This is a genomic window from Stenotrophomonas genospecies 3, from assembly GCF_054473855.1.
The window spans coordinates 130708-147421 of the sequence record NZ_JBTMUR010000005.1 but is presented as its reverse complement, the minus strand read 5'-3'; the positions used below and the strand labels follow the sequence as shown (position 1 = coordinate 147421).

The 16714-nt window shown below is 61.2% G+C and carries 13 protein-coding genes; 8 read left to right on the top strand and 5 right to left on the bottom strand.

Features of this window, described 5'->3' with window-relative positions:
* Positions 1-19 precede the first annotated feature (19 nt).
* From ACX9OT_RS08795 to ACX9OT_RS08775, 5 genes are all read left to right on the top strand, one after another.
* Entirely contained in the window at positions 20-2779 is a 2760-nt protein-coding gene (locus ACX9OT_RS08795; RefSeq protein ID WP_110712759.1) for a DNA methyltransferase, read from the top strand.
* Positions 2776-4881, top strand: a complete 2106-nt coding sequence (locus tag ACX9OT_RS08790) for a DEAD/DEAH box helicase (protein ID WP_188348070.1) — start codon at positions 2776-2778, stop codon at positions 4879-4881. Before ACX9OT_RS08795 ends, ACX9OT_RS08790 begins: the two co-directional genes overlap by 4 nt.
* Positions 4874-6067, top strand: a complete 1194-nt coding sequence (locus tag ACX9OT_RS08785) for a GIY-YIG nuclease family protein (RefSeq protein WP_049429062.1) — start codon at positions 4874-4876, stop codon at positions 6065-6067. The genes ACX9OT_RS08790 and ACX9OT_RS08785 overlap by 8 nt, the downstream gene beginning before the upstream one ends.
* Before the next feature lie 2 nt (positions 6068-6069).
* Entirely contained in the window at positions 6070-7350 is a 1281-nt protein-coding gene (locus tag ACX9OT_RS08780; RefSeq protein WP_318317506.1) for an abortive infection family protein, read from the top strand.
* Between the two features lie 538 nt (positions 7351-7888).
* Complete coding sequence (locus tag ACX9OT_RS08775; protein WP_049460840.1) at positions 7889-8695, top strand: hypothetical protein; 807 nt, start codon at positions 7889-7891, stop codon at positions 8693-8695.
* A 47-nt stretch (positions 8696-8742) separates the two neighbouring features.
* On the opposite strand, the gene ACX9OT_RS08770 is transcribed toward ACX9OT_RS08775, so the two are convergent.
* From ACX9OT_RS08770 to ACX9OT_RS08760, 3 genes are all read right to left on the bottom strand, one after another.
* A complete protein-coding gene (locus ACX9OT_RS08770) occupies positions 8743-9981 on the bottom strand; it encodes a Y-family DNA polymerase (RefSeq protein WP_459001815.1) in 1239 nt (412 codons plus the stop codon).
* 255 nt (positions 9982-10236) lie between these two features.
* Positions 10237-10611 (bottom strand): hypothetical protein, encoded by a 375-nt coding sequence (locus tag ACX9OT_RS08765; protein ID WP_049460842.1) that lies wholly within the window; start codon positions 10609-10611, stop codon positions 10237-10239.
* Between the two features lie 3 nt (positions 10612-10614).
* The gene (locus ACX9OT_RS08760; RefSeq protein ID WP_049460845.1) at positions 10615-11076 is read right to left on the bottom strand and encodes a LexA family protein; all 462 of its coding nucleotides are present in this window, start codon (positions 11074-11076) and stop codon (positions 10615-10617) included.
* 193 nt (positions 11077-11269) lie between these two features.
* Here ACX9OT_RS08760 and ACX9OT_RS08755 point away from each other — a divergent pair, with 193 nt between their 5' ends.
* Complete coding sequence (locus ACX9OT_RS08755) at positions 11270-14206, top strand: UvrD-helicase domain-containing protein (protein WP_049460848.1); 2937 nt, start codon at positions 11270-11272, stop codon at positions 14204-14206.
* Positions 14207-14212: 6 nt separating this feature from the next.
* Here ACX9OT_RS08755 and ACX9OT_RS08750 read toward each other — a convergent pair whose 3' ends face one another.
* On the bottom strand, positions 14213-14785 hold the full coding sequence (locus ACX9OT_RS08750) for a hypothetical protein (protein WP_065428843.1): 573 nt from the start codon (positions 14783-14785) through the stop codon (positions 14213-14215).
* Between the two features lie 25 nt (positions 14786-14810).
* Positions 14811-15254 (bottom strand): ankyrin repeat domain-containing protein, encoded by a 444-nt coding sequence (locus ACX9OT_RS08745; RefSeq protein WP_049460850.1) that lies wholly within the window; start codon positions 15252-15254, stop codon positions 14811-14813.
* Positions 15255-15437: 183 nt separating this feature from the next.
* Here ACX9OT_RS08745 and ACX9OT_RS08740 point away from each other — a divergent pair, with 183 nt between their 5' ends.
* Entirely contained in the window at positions 15438-15932 is a 495-nt protein-coding gene (locus ACX9OT_RS08740; RefSeq protein ID WP_459001721.1) for a hypothetical protein, read from the top strand.
* On the top strand, positions 15929-16705 hold the full coding sequence (locus ACX9OT_RS08735; protein ID WP_157805906.1) for an ankyrin repeat domain-containing protein: 777 nt from the start codon (positions 15929-15931) through the stop codon (positions 16703-16705). Before ACX9OT_RS08740 ends, ACX9OT_RS08735 begins: the two co-directional genes overlap by 4 nt.
* Positions 16706-16714: the final 9 nt, after the last annotated feature.

The following is a 16714-nucleotide window of genomic DNA, read 5'->3' as shown; positions in this document are numbered from 1 at the left end:
CGTCGTGGATCTTGGCCTTATGAACGCGGTGGAAATCGAAGAGGCCATCTATGAGCTGGCCCAGGCTCCCTTTGATTCTGCAGAGTTCCCCTTCCAGTTCTTGGCGGCGTTTGGCAACAACGAGGTCACCCTCAAGCGCCTGAGAAAAGTCGGGTCCGGCGGGACGAATCTTTCCGACGTTCCAGGGGCCATTCTTCAACGCAACCACATCCACTTGGCAGTGTGCGAACGAGGAAAGGTGCGTGAGACGTTCGAAGCGTTGAAGGCCAGCGCCAAGAACTCGACGTATCGGATCAAGCTCGTCCTTGCCACCGACGGTGAATCCCTTGAGGCGGAGTATCTGGCCACAGGGGAGCCTTTGGCATGCCCCTATGCCGAGCTGGCCGAGCACTTTGGCTATTTCCTGCCCTTCGCTGGCATCACCACCGTTCAGGAGATCAAGGAAAACCCGATCGATGTCCGGGCGACGGGCCGTCTGAACAAGCTTTACGTGGAGCTGCTGACCCACAACCCGGACTGGGACACCGACGAGCGGCGATCGGACATGAATCACTTCATGGCCCGACTGATCTTCTGCTTCTTCGCCGAGGACACGGACATTTTCCACGGCGATAGCTTGTTCACGCGCACCGTGGACCGGATGTCGGCTCCTGACGGATCGAACACAGACGCCGTGCTCGGAACGCTGTTCACGGCGATGAACTTGAAATCCGATGATCGTCCCAGCGCGGGCCTTCATGGTTGGGCGCTGGCATTTCCCTATGTCAATGGCGGGTTGTTCTCAGGCAGCACAGAAGTTCCGCGGTTCACCCGGGCTGCACGCTCGTATCTGCTCCGGATCGGTGAACTGAACTGGCGCCAGATCAACCCAGACATCTTTGGGTCGATGATTCAGGCGGTGGCCGACAAGGAGGAGCGCGGATCGTTGGGCATGCACTACACCAGCGTGCCGAACATTCTGAAGGTGCTGAACCCGCTCTTCTTGGATGACCTGAGATCACATCTGGAATCCGCGGAGGACAACAAGGCCAAGCTGCTCAACCTGCGCAAGCGGATGGCGCACATCCGTGTGTTCGATCCGGCGTGCGGGTCCGGCAATTTCCTGGTTATCGCCTACAAGGAAATGCGCAAGATTGAGGCGGAGATCAACCGGCGGCGCGGCGAGGAGGACCGGAAATCCGAGATCCCGATCAACAATTTCCGTGGCATTGAACTCAACGACTTCCCCGCCGAGATTGCCCGGCTGGCGCTCATCATTGCCGAGTTTCAGTGCGACGTGCTTTACCGCGGGCAGCAGCAGGCGTTGGCTACCGTCCTTCCGCTCGACAGCAAGAACTGGATCACCTGCGGCAACGCCTTGCGCATCGATTGGCTCTCCGTTTGCCCGCCGACAGGAACCGAGGTCAACCTCCAGGGCGACGACTTGTTCACTGCTCCCGCCGATCAGTCCGAAATCGACTTTGAAAACGAGGGTGGAGAAACCTACATTTGCGGAAATCCACCGTATGTGGGAGATAAGTTCCAGACAGACTCTCAAAAGGCTGATTTGAAATCTGTGCTAGGGCCTAGGAGCAAGCACAAAGCAATGGACTACATTGCCGGATGGTTCTGGAAGGCATCTCAATATATCGAAAGGGGCGGGGCATTTGCGTTCGTATCAACAAATTCAATTTGTCAGGGGGTTCAGGTTCCCATTATTTGGCCTCAAATTTTTGCTAGGGGTCAGGAAATATTTTTCGCCCATAAGGACTTTTATTGGTCCAATAATGCAAGCAACAACGCGAACGTAATTTGTGTGGTCGTTGGGGTTTCGAGTCGGCGGGTCGGTGACAAATGTATTTACAGGGATTCTCAGCGGCAGGTCGTTGGGAATATCAACGCTTATTTGGTGAACGGTCCAAATGTCATCGTGGAAAAGCACTCGCAGTCTATTTCAGGTCTGCCTGAGATGGTTGCGGGAAATATTCCTCGGGATCTGGGTAACTTCATGCTCACCTCTAATGAAAAGGACGAGTTACTCCAAGGTCATCCGGAGGCTGCGGTTCTCGTAAGGAAAATTCTTGGCTCCATGGAGTTCATCAATGGAATTGAGCGTTATTGCCTTTGGATCGATGACGATAAGGCGGCTTTGGCGAACTCGATCCCATTCATCAAGAAGCGGTTGGACGCGATTGTCGCCTATAGAGAGGGTGGTAGCGAGCGGGGCAAATTAGGGGTTGATACGCCACATCGCTTTGAGCGCACGATCACGGCTAAGGCCACTTCGATAATTGTTCCGCGTGTTTCATCGGAAAAGCGGCCGCACATTCCGGTTGGCCTGGTGGGTAGTGATGTTGTGATATCGGACGCTGCCCAGGCTATCTATGATGCGCCGCTGTATGTGTTGTCGCTGATTTGTTCTCGAATGCATCTTGCCTGGGTGTCGTTGACTGCGGGGCGAATGAAATCAGATCTTCGCTACTCATCGGGCGTCTGCTACAACAGCTTTCCTGTTCCGCTGTTAACGGATCAGAATCGAATAGATCTAATGACCTGTGCCCAGGAGATTTTGCTGGCGAGAGAGGCGCACTATCCATCCACCATCGCGGATTTGTATGTCGCTGATCAAATGCCGGAGGATCTGCGCCAAGCTCATGAACGGAACGATGATGTGATCGATCGAATCTACATCGGTCGCAGATTCCGAAACGACACTGAGCGGCTGGAAAAGTTGTTCGATCTCTACACCAAGATGACGGCCGCGCCGGCCAAGCCCAAGAAGGGGGGAAGGGCGAAATGACCATGGAAACCAATCCGACCAATCGGCACACCGTGCCGTCCGTCTCCATCACGGCCGCTCGCACCGGGGAGTCGAACAAGGTCAACGCGCTTGGCATGCGGCCCATGCAGGAGCGAGCCTACGGCAAGCGGGGCGAGCAGTTTCTGCTCATCAAGTCGCCTCCGGCCTCGGGAAAGTCGCGAGCCCTGATGTTCATTGCGTTGGACAAGCTGGAGAACCAAGGGCTAAAGCAGGCCTTCATCGTGGTGCCCGAACGCTCGATCGGGGGCAGCTTTGCCGACGAAGAGCTGAGCAAGCATGGGTTCTGGAGCGATTGGGTGGTTCGGCCACAGTGGAACTTGTGCAACGCACCGGGCGAAGACAACGGGAAGGTCGCCAAGTCCAAAATCAAAGCCGTTGGCGAGTTTCTGTCCAGCGATGACCGGGTGCTGGTCTGCACCCATGCGACCTTCCGCTTCGCCGTGGACGAGTTCGGTATCGAGGCCTTCGACAACCGTTTGATCGCCATCGACGAGTTCCATCACGTCAGCAGCAACCCGGACAACAAGCTGGGCAGTCAGCTGGGTCAGCTCATCGCGCATGGACAGGTCCACGTGGTGGCGATGACCGGTTCCTACTTCCGTGGAGACACCGTGGCGGTGCTCTCGCCCTCGGACGAGGCACGCTTTGAAACGGTGACCTACACCTACTACGAGCAGCTCAACGGCTACACCTACCTCAAGTCCCTAGACATCGGCTATTTCTTCTACACCGGCCGCTACCTGGACGCGATCATGAAGGTGCTGGATCCTGGCCTGAAAACCATCGTCCACATCCCCAACGTCAATGCCCGGGAGAGCCTCAAGGACAAGCACCGTGAGGTCGAGGAAATCATGTCCCGCTTGGGCACCTGGAAGGGATTGGACCCGGCCACGGGGTTCCATCAGGTCGAGCTGGCCGACGGACGCGTGCTCAAGGTTGCCGACCTGGTGGACGACACCGACGCTGCACAGCGCACCAAGGTTCTGTCGGCGCTGAAGGATCCTGCGCACAAGGACGACCGAGACCACGTCGACATCATCATTGCCTTAGGGATGGCCAAGGAAGGGTTCGACTGGATTTGGTGCGAACACGCGCTGACCATCGGCTACCGCAGCAGTTTGACCGAAATCGTTCAGATCATCGGCCGCGCGACCCGCGATGCGCCCGGCAAGGAGCGATCCCGCTTCACCAACCTCATCGCCGAACCCGCTGCCGACGAGGCCGCGGTCGTGGACGCCGTCAACGACACCCTGAAAGCCATCGCGGCCAGCTTGCTCATGGAGCAGGTCCTGGCCCCGCGGTTCGAGTTCACGCCTAAGAACGCCGGCAAGATGGACGGCTTTGACTACGGCGACGACGGCTACCAAGAGGGCGGTCACAACGTGGGCGTCAATCCGACCACGGGCCAAGTTCACGTGGAGATTGGGGGGCTGGCCATGCCGACCTCGCCCGAAGCGGCGCGCATCTGCCGTGAGGATCTGAACGAGGTGATCACCACCTTCATTCAAGACAAGACGGCGGTGGAACGTGGGCTGTTCGACAAGGAAAACACCCTGCCCGAAGACCTGACCCAGGTTCAGCTCGGCAAGATCGTGCGTGACCGATACCCGGACCTGACCGCGGAAGACCAGGAGGCCATCCGTCAGCACGCCATCGCCGCGCTCAACGTGACCCAACAGGCCAAGCAGCGTCTGGCGGAAGACGATGCCCAGGGGGAGCAGGGCAACACCTCGCTCATCGACGGGGTGCGGAAGTTCGTCAATGTGCGGGATTTGAACATTGACCTCATCGACCGGATCAACCCGTTCGATGCAGCCTACGCGGTGTTAGCCAAGGCCATGGATGAGAAGATTCTCCGTCAGGTCCAGGCCAGCATTTCAGCCAAGCGCGTGGCCATTCCTTACGACGAAGCCAAGGCGTTGGCCCTGCGTGCCCGCGCGTTCAAGGCAGAAAAGCAGCGAGCCCCCGACATCAACTCGCCAGACCCTTGGGAGCGCAAGATGGCTGAAGGCGTGGTGGCCTTGGCCAAGCACGTCCAGCAACGCAAGGCGGCAGAGGCTCGAGGCAGCGATCATGGCTGATTGGGACGAAGACGAGGCCTTATTGGCCGAACTGGGGCAAGATCTGGCCCCGATCAAGGCCGCTGCCCGAACGCCCCAGGAAGAACGGCTGATCGCCGGTTTCGAGGAAATCCTCCGGTTCGTGGATGAGCATGGGCGTGCTCCTCAGCATGGAGAGGAGCGCGACATCTTTGAACGCCTGTTCGCCGTGCGCCTGGACCGCCTGCGGTTGCTTGCCGATGCACATCCATTGCTCATGCCCTTGGATACGCACGGATTGCTCCGAGAAGCCCCAACCCTTGCTGCCACCGGGCAAGATGAATCGGTGGACGATGACGCCCTGCTGGCCGACTTGGGTGTGAGCGAAGGAGGAGCAGAGGACGACATCACCCAGCTGCGTCACGTTCGGTCCTATGAAGAGCGCAAGGCCTTGGAAGACATCGCCAGCCGCACGCCTTGCGCAGACTTTGAGCGCTTTGCACCGCTCTTTGAGCGCGTGGAGGGGGATCTCAAGTCGGGGCTCCGGAAAACCCTGCGGTTTGGCCGCGACGCCAGCGTGGAGAAGGGCAACTTCTTCATTCTCGGCGGGCAGATGGCTTACGTCGCCGAGGTAGGCGAGCCGGTGCGCACGCCCAATGGGGAATCCAACGCCAGGCTGCGCGTGATCTACTCCAACGGCACCGAGAGCGATTTGCTCGAGCGCTCCTTGCAGCGGGCGCTCTACAAGGACGACACCGGCCGACGCATCACCGACGACGATTACGGTCCCCTGTTTGGGGATGCTTTGGAAACGGACGACGTGGTGAACGGCACCATCTATGTGCTGCGGAGCCTTTCCCGCAATTCATACGTCCAGGAGAATCAGCAGCTGATCCACAAGATCGGCGTTACCGGGGGTAAGGTTGAGACCAGGATTGCTAACGCGGAGAGGGAGTCGACCTACATGTTGGCAAAGGTGGAGGTCATCGCGACTTACAAGCTCGCCAACGTTAATCCCATTCGCCTTGAGAACATCTTTCATCGCATCTTCCAGCCTGCGCGTCTTGAGCTAACCCTCCGAGATCGGATGGGAGTTCCTGTGAAGCCGCGGGAGTGGTTCTTGGTCCCGCTTCCGGTGATTGACGAGGCGGTCAAGCGCATCCAAGACGGGAGCATCACCGATTACGTCTACGACCCCGCCCAAGCGATGCTGGTTCGCCGGAGCTGATCGTGCTGACGAACCCTCTCGATGACCACGTGTTGGAGCGGTGCTTGGGCGCCGCTTACGTGCTGCTCCAAGAGAGTGGGCACACCGACGCGGCTGATCTTCTTCGCACCTCCACCGCATCTATCCAGCACGACACGTCTGATACCTGGAATGGGGGCACGAACTACTGGAACGTGTTGCTGGAGGTGCCGGCGCCGGAGTTCGCGCGCTTGCGGCCCAAGCTCAAGGACGTATGCGAACAGATCACCGAGGCATTGTCGGAAGCCATCCCCCCGAATGGCCGCGACTTCTTCGCCGCCCGGTTGATTCCCATCGTGGGCCAAAACGAAGACTGGCGCTCCGCCTCTCCGGTTGCCATTCCCCGAAACGTCCGCCGGAACATCTTCGATGGGCTTCGGCTGGAGCAGGTGAATGTGTTCGGCGCGTTGGACGACACGGAGTTCCTGAGCCGCATCTACGAGCTTCGGCGGTTGCCATCCACCGATCCGCGCTACAAGGATGCGGCCGGGGACATCTACCAGCACCGGGTCAACAATTTTGACTGGGACGATTACTGGATCTTCGACGACGACCGTTTCCCGTTGCTCGATGGTCCGGCCGATACCTTCCTGCGGTTCTTGGCGGAGATGGTCCACCCGGTGGTGAGGCCTGACCGGGAGGAGGCCGCCACCATCGTTGAGCACCTCAACGACCAACTGCGGCAAGCGGGTTGGCACTTGGTCGAAGTCGAGCGGATCGCAGGAAGGGCCCGGTATGAACCCCGCCCGTTGACCTCCAACGGTCACCGATCCTTTGAGAGGGGAAGGTCTGCCGCCGATTCCTTGGACGCGGGCGCCATCGCCAAGCAGATACAGCGCATGGAATACGCGGTTGAGAAAGATCCCGAGCTGGCCATCGGCAGCGCCAAGGAGCTGGTGGAATCGTGCTGCAAGACCATCCTGGGCAAGATGGGGGTGGAGATAGGCAAGAGCGACGACATGAACGACTTGGCCAAGAAGCTGGCCAAGAGCTTGGACCTGGTGCCCGAAGGGATCGATGACCAAGCCAAGGGGGCCGAGTGCATCAAGCGCATCCTGAGCAACCTGAACCAAATCGCCGGTAACCTGGCCAACCTTCGCCGCCTCTACGGCACCGGCCATGGCAAGGACGGTAAGCACCGTGGGCTGCAGCCCCGGCATGCGCGCTTGGCGGTGGCGTCTGCCGTGGCGTTTGTGGATTTCGTCACGGAGACCTACCGGGACCGCACGCAAGCACGGCCGGCCAAATCGGAGGTGGATGGGTGACACCTCGATCGGCAAGGAAGCCGAAGTCGGCGCAGCCTTCGGGCAAGAAGGGTCCTGTTGGGCGTTCTCCCAAGAAGCGGGTGTCAAAGAAGGGGCAGCCCAACGGACCGATTGTTCTGACCTCAGCCCAAGAGAGGTTCCTGGAAACGATCATCGTCGAGGGAATGACACGCATGCGATGGTCCCGGGCCTACGCGGAGCGCCGTGCGCGCATTTTTCTCCGCAAGGCCAATTCACCGTCGAAACTGCGCATGGTGGCTGCCAAGCTTGGCATGCTCGACGAAGCGCCGCCTGCACCGAAACCGAAGCCGCTTGAGAAGAAAGTGCCGGGGAAGACAAAGCTTCCCAAGAATCGGTTCAAGCCCTCGACCAAAATGAGTAAGGCTGAGATAGCCAAGCTGCCGTCCGTTGATACCAGGCCAGCGCCCAAGACAGCGCTGCAACGTCTAGAGCGTGCGCTGGGTCCCGACGATGGGAGGCGGCGGCGAGGTGGCAGCCCGGTGGTGCAAGGCGGCAGTCCGGGGCTGGGGAGGCGCCGATGAACGCTACTTTCAACCAAATTCTCATCGTGGATTCCCTCCCGGAAGGCCAACTCAACACCGCAGCCCGCCTGTTCGCGGATGCCCAAGACTGGGCGCAGGTGATCGGCGGCGTTCCTCACATCGCCAGCGTTCGTGTTCCTTCCAGCGGGGCTTTTCTCGATCTGCTGGCCCAGCTTGCTCAGCAAGCATCCAGGGAGCCCTACGTGCCGTTGCTTCACATCGAGTGCCACGGTGGAGAGGGTGGGCTGGAGTTCGCTGACGGGTCTTGGTTGACGTGGAACGACATGAAGCCGGCGTTCGTAAACCTCAACGTGGCCACGCGCTTGAACCTCATCACGGTGGTGGCCGCATGCCATGGGGGCGCCATCGCCAGTTTTGTTCGTGCTGAGCATCGGGCGCCTTTCTGGGCATTCCTGGCTCCCAAACGGCAGATATCGGCAGGAGATCTGGAAACAGCGCTGTCTTCGTTCTATCAAGCCCTGCTGATGACCCGGTCCTCGGAGCGGGCCATGAGTGCCCTTCGGGCAACGCAAGCTGGCGACGAGTTCTGGCAGTTGAGCGCGCAGACCATCTACCGCTTGATTGTCGAAGGCTACGCGGAATGCCACCTCACGCAAGAGGCTGTTCAGCAGCAGGCGGAACGTCTGCGAGCCCGCGCTGCCGCGCATGGCGCGGTTTGGTCACAAGCTCAGATTGAGGCCATGATCCGCGACCCGGGAATCTTTGAAAGATTTCGCCGAGAGTTCTTCATGGTAGACCTGTATCCCGACCACGCGGAGCGCTTCCCCGCAGTGGCGGATTAGCTCCGAGTCCGCGCGCCGACAGGTCATCTGACCCGCACCAACTGATCTCACCGGGTCGTGTAAGCTGGCGACAAGTTTTTCTGGTTCATGGCCCACACCGGCTTGGCCAGCGCCGGCCCCTTGGATCGCCAGGCCGAGGACGCCATGCCCATCGTGCCCCGGCCGAACTTCGCGTTGGCCTGATCCATGACCTTCATGAGGGCTTGCGAGCGGGGGTCGATGCCGGCGAACAGGTCGCCCTGATGGACGTCGCCGTGCGTGAGGTCGAGCAACCCCACGCCGGCTTTCTTGTAGCGGTAGCCGTTCTTCCACATGGCCTTGGCCAACCCTTGGGCCACCAGCAGCACTTCGCGCGTGTCACTCGTGGGCGCGATGAAGTTGAATGCCTTGCTGGGGTGATATTGAGCGGCACCCGGCTTGAAGGGGTTGGTGTTGAGCCACACCCACACTCCGCTGGCCTGCAGCGAGCGTGACCGCAACTTTTCGCACGCCCTCTGGGCGAACGTGGAGACCGCTTGTTGAAGGTCTTCCAGTGAAGTGACCTCTTGGCCGAAAGACCGCGACACCACGATCTGCTGCCGCTCCGGTTCCACTTCCTCCAAGGCGCTGCACACCACCCCCTGGAGCTCCCGTTGGGTGCGTGCCAGCGTGACCCCGTAGCGGGCGCGCAGGGTGTCGGAATCGGCTCTGGCCAGGTCGGCCGCGGTGAGGATGCCTTCGGCGCCCAGCTTGGCCGCGAGCTTGCGCCCCACGCCCCACACGTCTTCCACCGGATAGCTTTCCAGCTCGGGGGAACCGGGCAGGGCGGTGACCACCCCGTGCGGGGTCTTCTTGGCCAGCTTGTTTGCAAGCTTGGCCAAGGTCTTTGTGGGGCCGATACCCACGCAACACGGGATGCCCACCCACTGGAGGATTTGGGCACGGGCCTGGCGGGCCATCGCCTCGCGTTGCTCCGCCGGCACACCGTCGAACGTCACGAACGATTCGTCAATGGAGTAGACCTCCGCGCGCGGGAACCACTCCCGCAGCACCGACACCACCCGGCCTGACAGGTCCCCGTAGAGGCCGAATCTCGCCGAGAAGATTCGCAGTTGGCGGCGGATGCGGGGCGGCACCTCGTGGATGGGCTGCCCCATCTTCACGCCCAGGTCCTTGCACTCCTGACTGCGGGCGATCGCGCATCCATCGTTGTTAGACAAGATACACACTGGCTGTCCGCGCAGTGAGGGATTGAAAACCCGCTCGCAACTGGCGTAGAAATTGTTTCCGTCAACGAGGCCGAACATGGAGAGATGCGGTGACAAAAGAAACGGAGAAGGGGTCTGCGCAGCTTGAAATTGGTAGTCCAGCATGGACGGCTGCACGTGCGCGGGAAGCGGCTGACGAGAAGCGCAAGAAGGAACGCGACGAGGCGGAGCGTAAGCGCCGGGAGCACGAACAACGGGTCGCAGAAGCAGGCGCGCAGCGTGAACGGCTCAATGTAGTTGCCGCTGCTGCTCGTGGAGTCCGCGACGATGACGAGGATGAGGGGTCCGGAAGAATCATGTGACCAGATCGTCCCCGAGCTGCCGGCGCACCTGGGAGAGCACGCCCTCAAACCGCTCTAATTCGCCTTCGTCGGTGGCGGCCCGCCGGTAGGTGTCCCCGTCGTCGAGCACGTCCACCACCACGGCCACGCCGGTGCCGTCCTCGGCCAGGGTCACTTGGCTTTCGTAGATGCACGTGCCGGTCCACGAGCGCCAGCAGCGCAGCGTTTCCCCGTCCAGCCACACCGCCCATCGGTCGTCCATGTGGCGCGGCCAGAGGCCCTCGCGCAGGCGCAGCAGATCCTCGGCGGTGAAGACATGGCCACACCGGATCGGCCAGCGCGGGCCCTCCATCGGTTTGAGCTTGCTCCAGCGGCTTGCATCGTCCATGTGTCAGCGCCTCAACTGTTTGCGGAAGGACCAGGTCACCACGCCCCACACGTCCAGCTCCACGTCCTCCGGCACGACGATGGGGGCATTCGCAGGATTGCCGGAATGGAGCTCGTAGCGGCCCGCGCGCAGCCGCAATTGCTTGACCGTGAAGCCGCCCTCCCAACACACCATGACGATGTCTCCATGTCGGGCGGTGAGGGAGCGATCAACCACCAGGGTGTCGCCCGGGAAGATGCCGAACTCCACCATCGACGTGCCCGTGTCTGCCTCGACGTAGAACGTAGCCACCGGATTTCGGACCACCCGTTGGTTGATGTCCAGGATGTCCTGAGAGCCGTAGAAATCTTCTGCAGGCGAGGGGAAGCCACACGTGGCCCGCACCGGCAGCAACGGCAGGTGCAAGGGCAGAGCGCGGAGGTTGGCGGCGCCCAGGTAACCGGGCGGAAGCGTGGTGTCGAGCATGGCGGTAGTCTCTACAAGTCAGAATCACCCGGTGAGACGCACCGGGGAGACAGGCTAGCTCCGCCTCCAGACCCTCGTCATTTAGTATTTCGCTGAACGGGCCCAACCCCTTGTCACTGCGAGGGTGGGCTGGGCCGTGAAACCGATGGGGCAGTGCGCGGGGCCGGTTCCACGCGCGGGAAAGGGAGAGGGAATGCCAACTTGGAAGCCATCGCGGCTGCGGAGCTGGTTGTTCAGCGGGAGCGGCTGGATCTTCAACTCAGACGGGGATGCGTTCGAGCTGTCCCTCGATCGTGGCCGGCGCGTCGTGAAAGGCCCCTTGATCCTCATACACTCGCTGGAGTGCAAGCCGCGGCACAACTTCTCCACGACGCTCGAGTGCCACTTCCACATCATCGGAACCGGTTGGGTGGTCGGGGAAGGCCTGGGGGAGGACAAGGCCGAGGAGCTCCAGCAGTTCGTGCGGGAGGAAGTGACCGGCAGCCTGGCTCACTACGGATCCCGCGCCATCAAGATCCTGGACCCTTGGCAGCGGCAGGTGGATCAGCGGTTGGAAGCGGTGAATGAGGTGGATCCGGCCTTGCTGGAGCAACTTAAGGCGACCATCCCTTCGCCAGCGGCGATTGGCTTGCCCACTTGGGGAGCGCTGCTCGATCACCCGGCGTTGGCTAAGGAGCGCAAGAAGAAAAACAGCTTCTACCCGACGCTCGACCAAACCCCCGAGGCTTACTTAGAGGGCGTGGACGAGCGCCGCCGCCGTGCCGTGTTCACCAAGGCCTTGGCAGCTTGGGCGCAGCGGCAGACCGCGTGGGTAGGCGAGCAGGGCTGGATTGGCCGTCGCCGCCGGCGAGCGCGCCTGGCCGACGATGCTCCTCCGGTGCTCCAAGGCGTGCAGTGGATCGATGCCACGCCACCGTCCTACCACCCTACGGCAGAGGCCTGGCTGGTCCGGTTGGTGGACGCGCACAACGCCGCTTTTGAGGCACACCAGATGGAGGCCAAGCGCTCGTTCTTCGAGCGGGTGGAGTCCAACCCCCTGACCGAGGAGCAGGCCAAGGCAGTGGTCTGCATGGACGACGAGCTGCTGGTCGTGGCCGCCGCCGGCTCGGGCAAGTCCTCCACCATCGTGGCCAAGGCCGGCTACGCGCTGGAGGAGGGGCTCTGCGCACCGGAGGATATTCTTCTGTTGGCTTTCAACGCCGACGTGGCCGAAGAGCTGCGCCAACGGATTGCCAAGCGGTTGGGCCAACTCGACGGGGCCAATCGCATCACCGCCAAGACGTTCCATGCGTTCGGCCTGGAAGTCATCGGCGCGGTGACGGGGAAAATGCCCACCCCGGCGCCATGGCTGAGCAATGGCAAGGACGAGGCCTTCATCGGCCACCTGGTCGATGAGCTCTGCGCTGAGAATCCGACGTTTGTGGCGCAGTGGGATCTCTTCCGATTGCTCTATTTCAAGGACGTGGGGCGGTGGGACGCGCGCGAGGAACCGGAGGACTACGACCCGGAGAGCCAGCGAAAGCGGGGCTTTCGCACGCTGCGCGGGGAGATAGTCAAGAGCAAGTCCGAGCGCCTCATCGCGGATTGGCTGTTCCTCCACGGTGTGAACTACCGTTACGAGGAGCCGTATCCCCACGACACCCGCACCGCTACCAAGCGGCAATACCGCCCCGACTTCTACTACCCCGACATCGACGTCTTCCACGAGCACTTCGCGCTCAATGCCAAGGGCGAAGCGCCCCCAGCCTTCAAGGATTACCTGGAGGGCGTGCATTGGAAGCGGCAACTCCACCGCGACCAGGGAACGCGATTGTTCGAAACAACCGCGCATGGTCTACGCACCGGTGCCGCCCTGACCGCGCTCCAGGACTTGTTCCAGTCCAAGGGCATCGACCTGGTGTTCGACCCAGACCGCGTCCCTCCGGACACGGACCCGGTGTCTCCGCAGGCCATCGCGAAAGTCATACGCGTGTTCCAGCAGCACATGAAGGGCTCGCGGCAATCGGTCGAGCAGGCCCGTGAGCGCATCGACACCTTGCCAGGTGCTTTCGTGCCGCGCATGGAGTTGTTCCTCGACCTCTACGAGGCCGTCGCCCAGCGCTGGGGAGACCGATTGGCCGCAGAGGGTCTGGTGGACTTCGACGACATGCTCAACCAGTCCGCCGACCACATCATCGCTGGCCGCTTCCCCTGCAGCGTCAAAATGGTGTTGGCGGACGAGTTCCAGGACACCTCCCGCGCGCGGATGCATCTGCTCCAGGCAATCGTTGACGCCAGCGGTGCGCAGTTCACGGCGGTGGGCGATGACTGGCAGAGCATCTATCGGTTTGCCGGCGCCGACCTGGCGATCATGTCGGGATTTCAGCAGGCCCATCCACATGCGGCCGTTCGGCACCTCTCCCAGACGTTCCGGTGCCCTCAGTCGTTGTGCGATCTCACGTCGGAGTTCGTGTCAAAGAATCCGATGCAGTTGGTCAAGAAGGTCTTCACCAGCAACCCATTGAAAGGTCCCCGGGTGAGCGTGGTCGCGCTGCCTACCATTGAGGACATCCCCGGACGGTTGAAGGCCAACATTCAGTCGCTCTACGAGAAATTGCCCGAGAGCACCAACGGCAAACCATTGCGGTCCATGCTCATCCTGGGCCGCTACCGCAACGACCGGCCCAGGGGGCTGGAGGCCTGGCGGCAGCGGTTCGGCGACAAGATCGACCTCAAATTCCTGACTGTTCATCGGGCCAAAGGGCTGGAAGCCGACTTCGTGGCACTGCTCAATGTGGTTCAGGACACCCTGGGATTTCCCAGCCAGGTCCAGGACGATCCCATTCTTCAACTGGCCATGCCCGAGCCGGAGACCTTCGAGTTCGGCGAAGAGCGCCGCCTGTTCTACGTGGCCCTCACCCGTGCGAAGCGTTCGGTGGTGGTCTACACCACCCAGCACCAACCTTCCCAGTTCCTGGTGGAGCTCCAGGCAGATCACGGCGTGGAAATCGTAAGGACGGAAGGGGAGCCTGCGGAGCCCTGCCCGGTGTGTGGTCAGGGCGTGCTGGTGGAGCGCGTCAATCGTGCAACCAAGGAGGTGTTCCACTCCTGCAGTCGGTTTCCGCGTTGCCCACCGAACAAGGAAGATTGAAGCTGGTCAGGGGGCCTGAACGGGGCGGAGCAGCTGGCGGTCGAGAAGATCCAACAGAGCATCCGCGACATCTGCGGCGGCCACGGCCCAATCGTTGTCTTCTCCGAAATACGTTTCCTCCAGCGGGTCTTCCTTGCCCCCGTGGAAGAGGTTGTTGCGCACACGGCGCATGGCAACGACCAAGGCTTCGGCGTCGTTGTGGGGTAGGTTGACGGGCTGGTAGGCCGCTCGTGGTCGGCCCGTCAGGTCAAACTCAATGCGCTCCCTTTTCGGCCGATTACGTGGTGGTGCAAGCAGCATTCTCTGCGCGGGAACGGGAACGAGGGCGACGAATGCTTGCCCCATCCGCGCCACCGCTCGATCCACCTTGTTCCAGTCCACGTCTACCATGTGGACGGGAGCAGGTGGTGGTAAGGCGCTGCGGCGCACATCGATCTCGAGTGAGCCGATCTTGAACGACTTCCAGATGGGAGGCTTGGGGGTCTTGGTCTGAAAGAATTCACCGGTCTGCTTGAGCTGGAACTCAAGCATTCCGAAAGCTTTCAACAGCCGATAGGCATTGTCGGGTGATACGGGCATGGCCACATCGTAGCCCAGCCTACTGCTACCCCGCAGCCTTCCACGGACGCCCCTGTCGGGCAGCAATGTCCGCCGCGTCCTCGACCCCCTTCATCCACCAATGGGTATCGTCCAGAGTGGCCGGGGCACCGCGCTCATCCAGCAGGCGGTCCAATGCCTCGCACGCGGCGAACTCGGCATCCCGCTCCCGGCTGCCCGGTGGGTGCGCATGCGCCCGGCCATGGCGATATGCGACCAGGGTCTTGGCGCCCATGTTCCGGCTTTGGGCCAGGTTCGTGCTCTCCAACGGATCAACCCCGTTGTCCAGTAAGGCGCGAACGGTCGGAGCGTCAGCGGTGAGCAGGGCGACGTGGAACGGCGAGTAGCCACGGGCGTCGTGCGCGTTGGGTTGGGCCCCGCGCCCGATCGCCGCAGCCACCTGAGCGGGGTTGCGCTGTTGGATTGCAGCGAGCAACTCGGTGTTGGCCATGCGTCCTCCTTTCCCACTGGTTTACCGCGGCAGCGGAAACGCGCAAGGGGGCAGGCGTTTGAAAAACTGTGGGGCAACCCCAGCAGTTTTTCGCTTTAGTCGGGAATGCCCACTGGACAGATGGATCTTATCTGCTTGCATGGGGTTGAAGGGATACAAATGTATTCCATGGGGGAGACGGGGATGGGGATCGCGAAAACCATTGATGGGGCGGGAGGAAAAACGCTGAAGCGGTCGAAACGTCCACCCACCCGAAACGCCGAGCTCTACACCGTGACCGTCTACCCCGAGCGAAAGAACGCCGCGATCGCCGTGACTTGGCGCACCCCCACGGGGCATGCGAGAAGCCTTAACCTGGGTTGCCACGCCTTGCGGGTGATCGAAACCCAATCGGGGCTTCCCGACACCAGCAACGGGCAGATCGCCTTTGAGCATCGCTTTCCGTTGCCGATGCTCGTGGCCATCCAGGCAGAAATGGGAATCGATAGCCGGCGGCGGAGGCGGGCCTATGTGCAAGCCATCGAGCGCGCTATCGCCATGACGCGGGAGCTGGGATTCCCAATTGGTGGGGCAAACCCCACCGGGGTTCCCCTCGACTTCAACGGCATGCTGCTCCCCGAAAAGCCGACCCTTGTCACGGACAAGCGGCGAGCCGGGGTCCCAAGGAGGCCATTGTGAAACCAATCAATGGAATCAGGAAACGGGTGAAATGGTGGATTGACGAGCTTCGTGATCTCAATCCCTGGGGGCAAGTGAATTGGTGGATCGAAGCGTTTCGTGATCCCAGAAAGGGCTTGGATGACGACCCCTGTAAGGCGCGAGTGGACTTCTTCCTCTTTACGACGTTTTCCCCCCTCTTGATCCCCTACCTAAGGGTATTGGAGCGCCTCGGAATTCGCGTGGGTGTCAGGACTAAGCGGTGGCAGCGGTTATGGAAGGAGCCGCCTATCTTTCGGTTGTTGCGGTTTCGCCACAAGGAACGGGAACGATTCTATCTGAATGAACTTCAGCAACTGATTGCTGAAGGCGCCGATGTGAATGCTCGGGAGAAGGAAGGCGGAGAGACCGCGCTTCACCTGGCTGCAAGATGTGGGCGGGTGGCCGTCTGTCGCGTGCTGTTGGCGGCTGGGGCAGATCCGAATGCCGAGCGTTCCGCGCAAGATTTCTCCGAGGAGGAGGGTATCTGGGTGCCCATCTTTTCGGCTTACCTTGAGAGCAATGTTGAGTTGCTCGAGGTGTTGCTGGAGGCGGGGGCGGACCCCCATGTTGAAGCATGGGTGCGAAAGCTTGCTCCAGAGGAGAAGACGCACCCTGATGCGTGGCTTGAACAGCAACGTCCGGAAATACGCGAGCGCCTATGCAGATGGGAAACGGAACAAGAGGCCCTGCGTTTGGATGCGACTCTCCCTGGCGCAACGAAAGCCGTTCCGAATAGTAGGGCACGGCTATGAGGGTGATCC

What these genes read in the sequence shown, in the direction of transcription:
- ACX9OT_RS08795 (WP_110712759.1), top strand. Translation starts at nt 20, where the DNA reads ATGAACGCGGTGGAAATCGAAGAGGCCATCTATGAGCTGGCCCAGGCT.
- ACX9OT_RS08790 (WP_188348070.1), top strand. Translation starts at nt 2,776, where the DNA reads ATGACCATGGAAACCAATCCGACCAATCGGCACACCGTGCCGTCCGTC.
- ACX9OT_RS08785 (WP_049429062.1), top strand. Translation starts at nt 4,874, where the DNA reads ATGGCTGATTGGGACGAAGACGAGGCCTTATTGGCCGAACTGGGGCAA.
- ACX9OT_RS08775 (WP_049460840.1), top strand. Translation starts at nt 7,889, where the DNA reads ATGAACGCTACTTTCAACCAAATTCTCATCGTGGATTCCCTCCCGGAA.
- ACX9OT_RS08770 (WP_459001815.1), bottom strand. Translation starts at nt 9,981, where the DNA reads ATGTTCGGCCTCGTTGACGGAAACAATTTCTACGCCAGTTGCGAGCGG.
- ACX9OT_RS08765 (WP_049460842.1), bottom strand. Translation starts at nt 10,611, where the DNA reads ATGGACGATGCAAGCCGCTGGAGCAAGCTCAAACCGATGGAGGGCCCG.
- ACX9OT_RS08760 (WP_049460845.1), bottom strand. Translation starts at nt 11,076, where the DNA reads ATGCTCGACACCACGCTTCCGCCCGGTTACCTGGGCGCCGCCAACCTC.
- ACX9OT_RS08755 (WP_049460848.1), top strand. Translation starts at nt 11,270, where the DNA reads ATGCCAACTTGGAAGCCATCGCGGCTGCGGAGCTGGTTGTTCAGCGGG.
- ACX9OT_RS08750 (WP_065428843.1), bottom strand. Translation starts at nt 14,785, where the DNA reads ATGCCCGTATCACCCGACAATGCCTATCGGCTGTTGAAAGCTTTCGGA.
- ACX9OT_RS08745 (WP_049460850.1), bottom strand. Translation starts at nt 15,254, where the DNA reads ATGGCCAACACCGAGTTGCTCGCTGCAATCCAACAGCGCAACCCCGCT.
- ACX9OT_RS08740 (WP_459001721.1), top strand. Translation starts at nt 15,438, where the DNA reads ATGGGGATCGCGAAAACCATTGATGGGGCGGGAGGAAAAACGCTGAAG.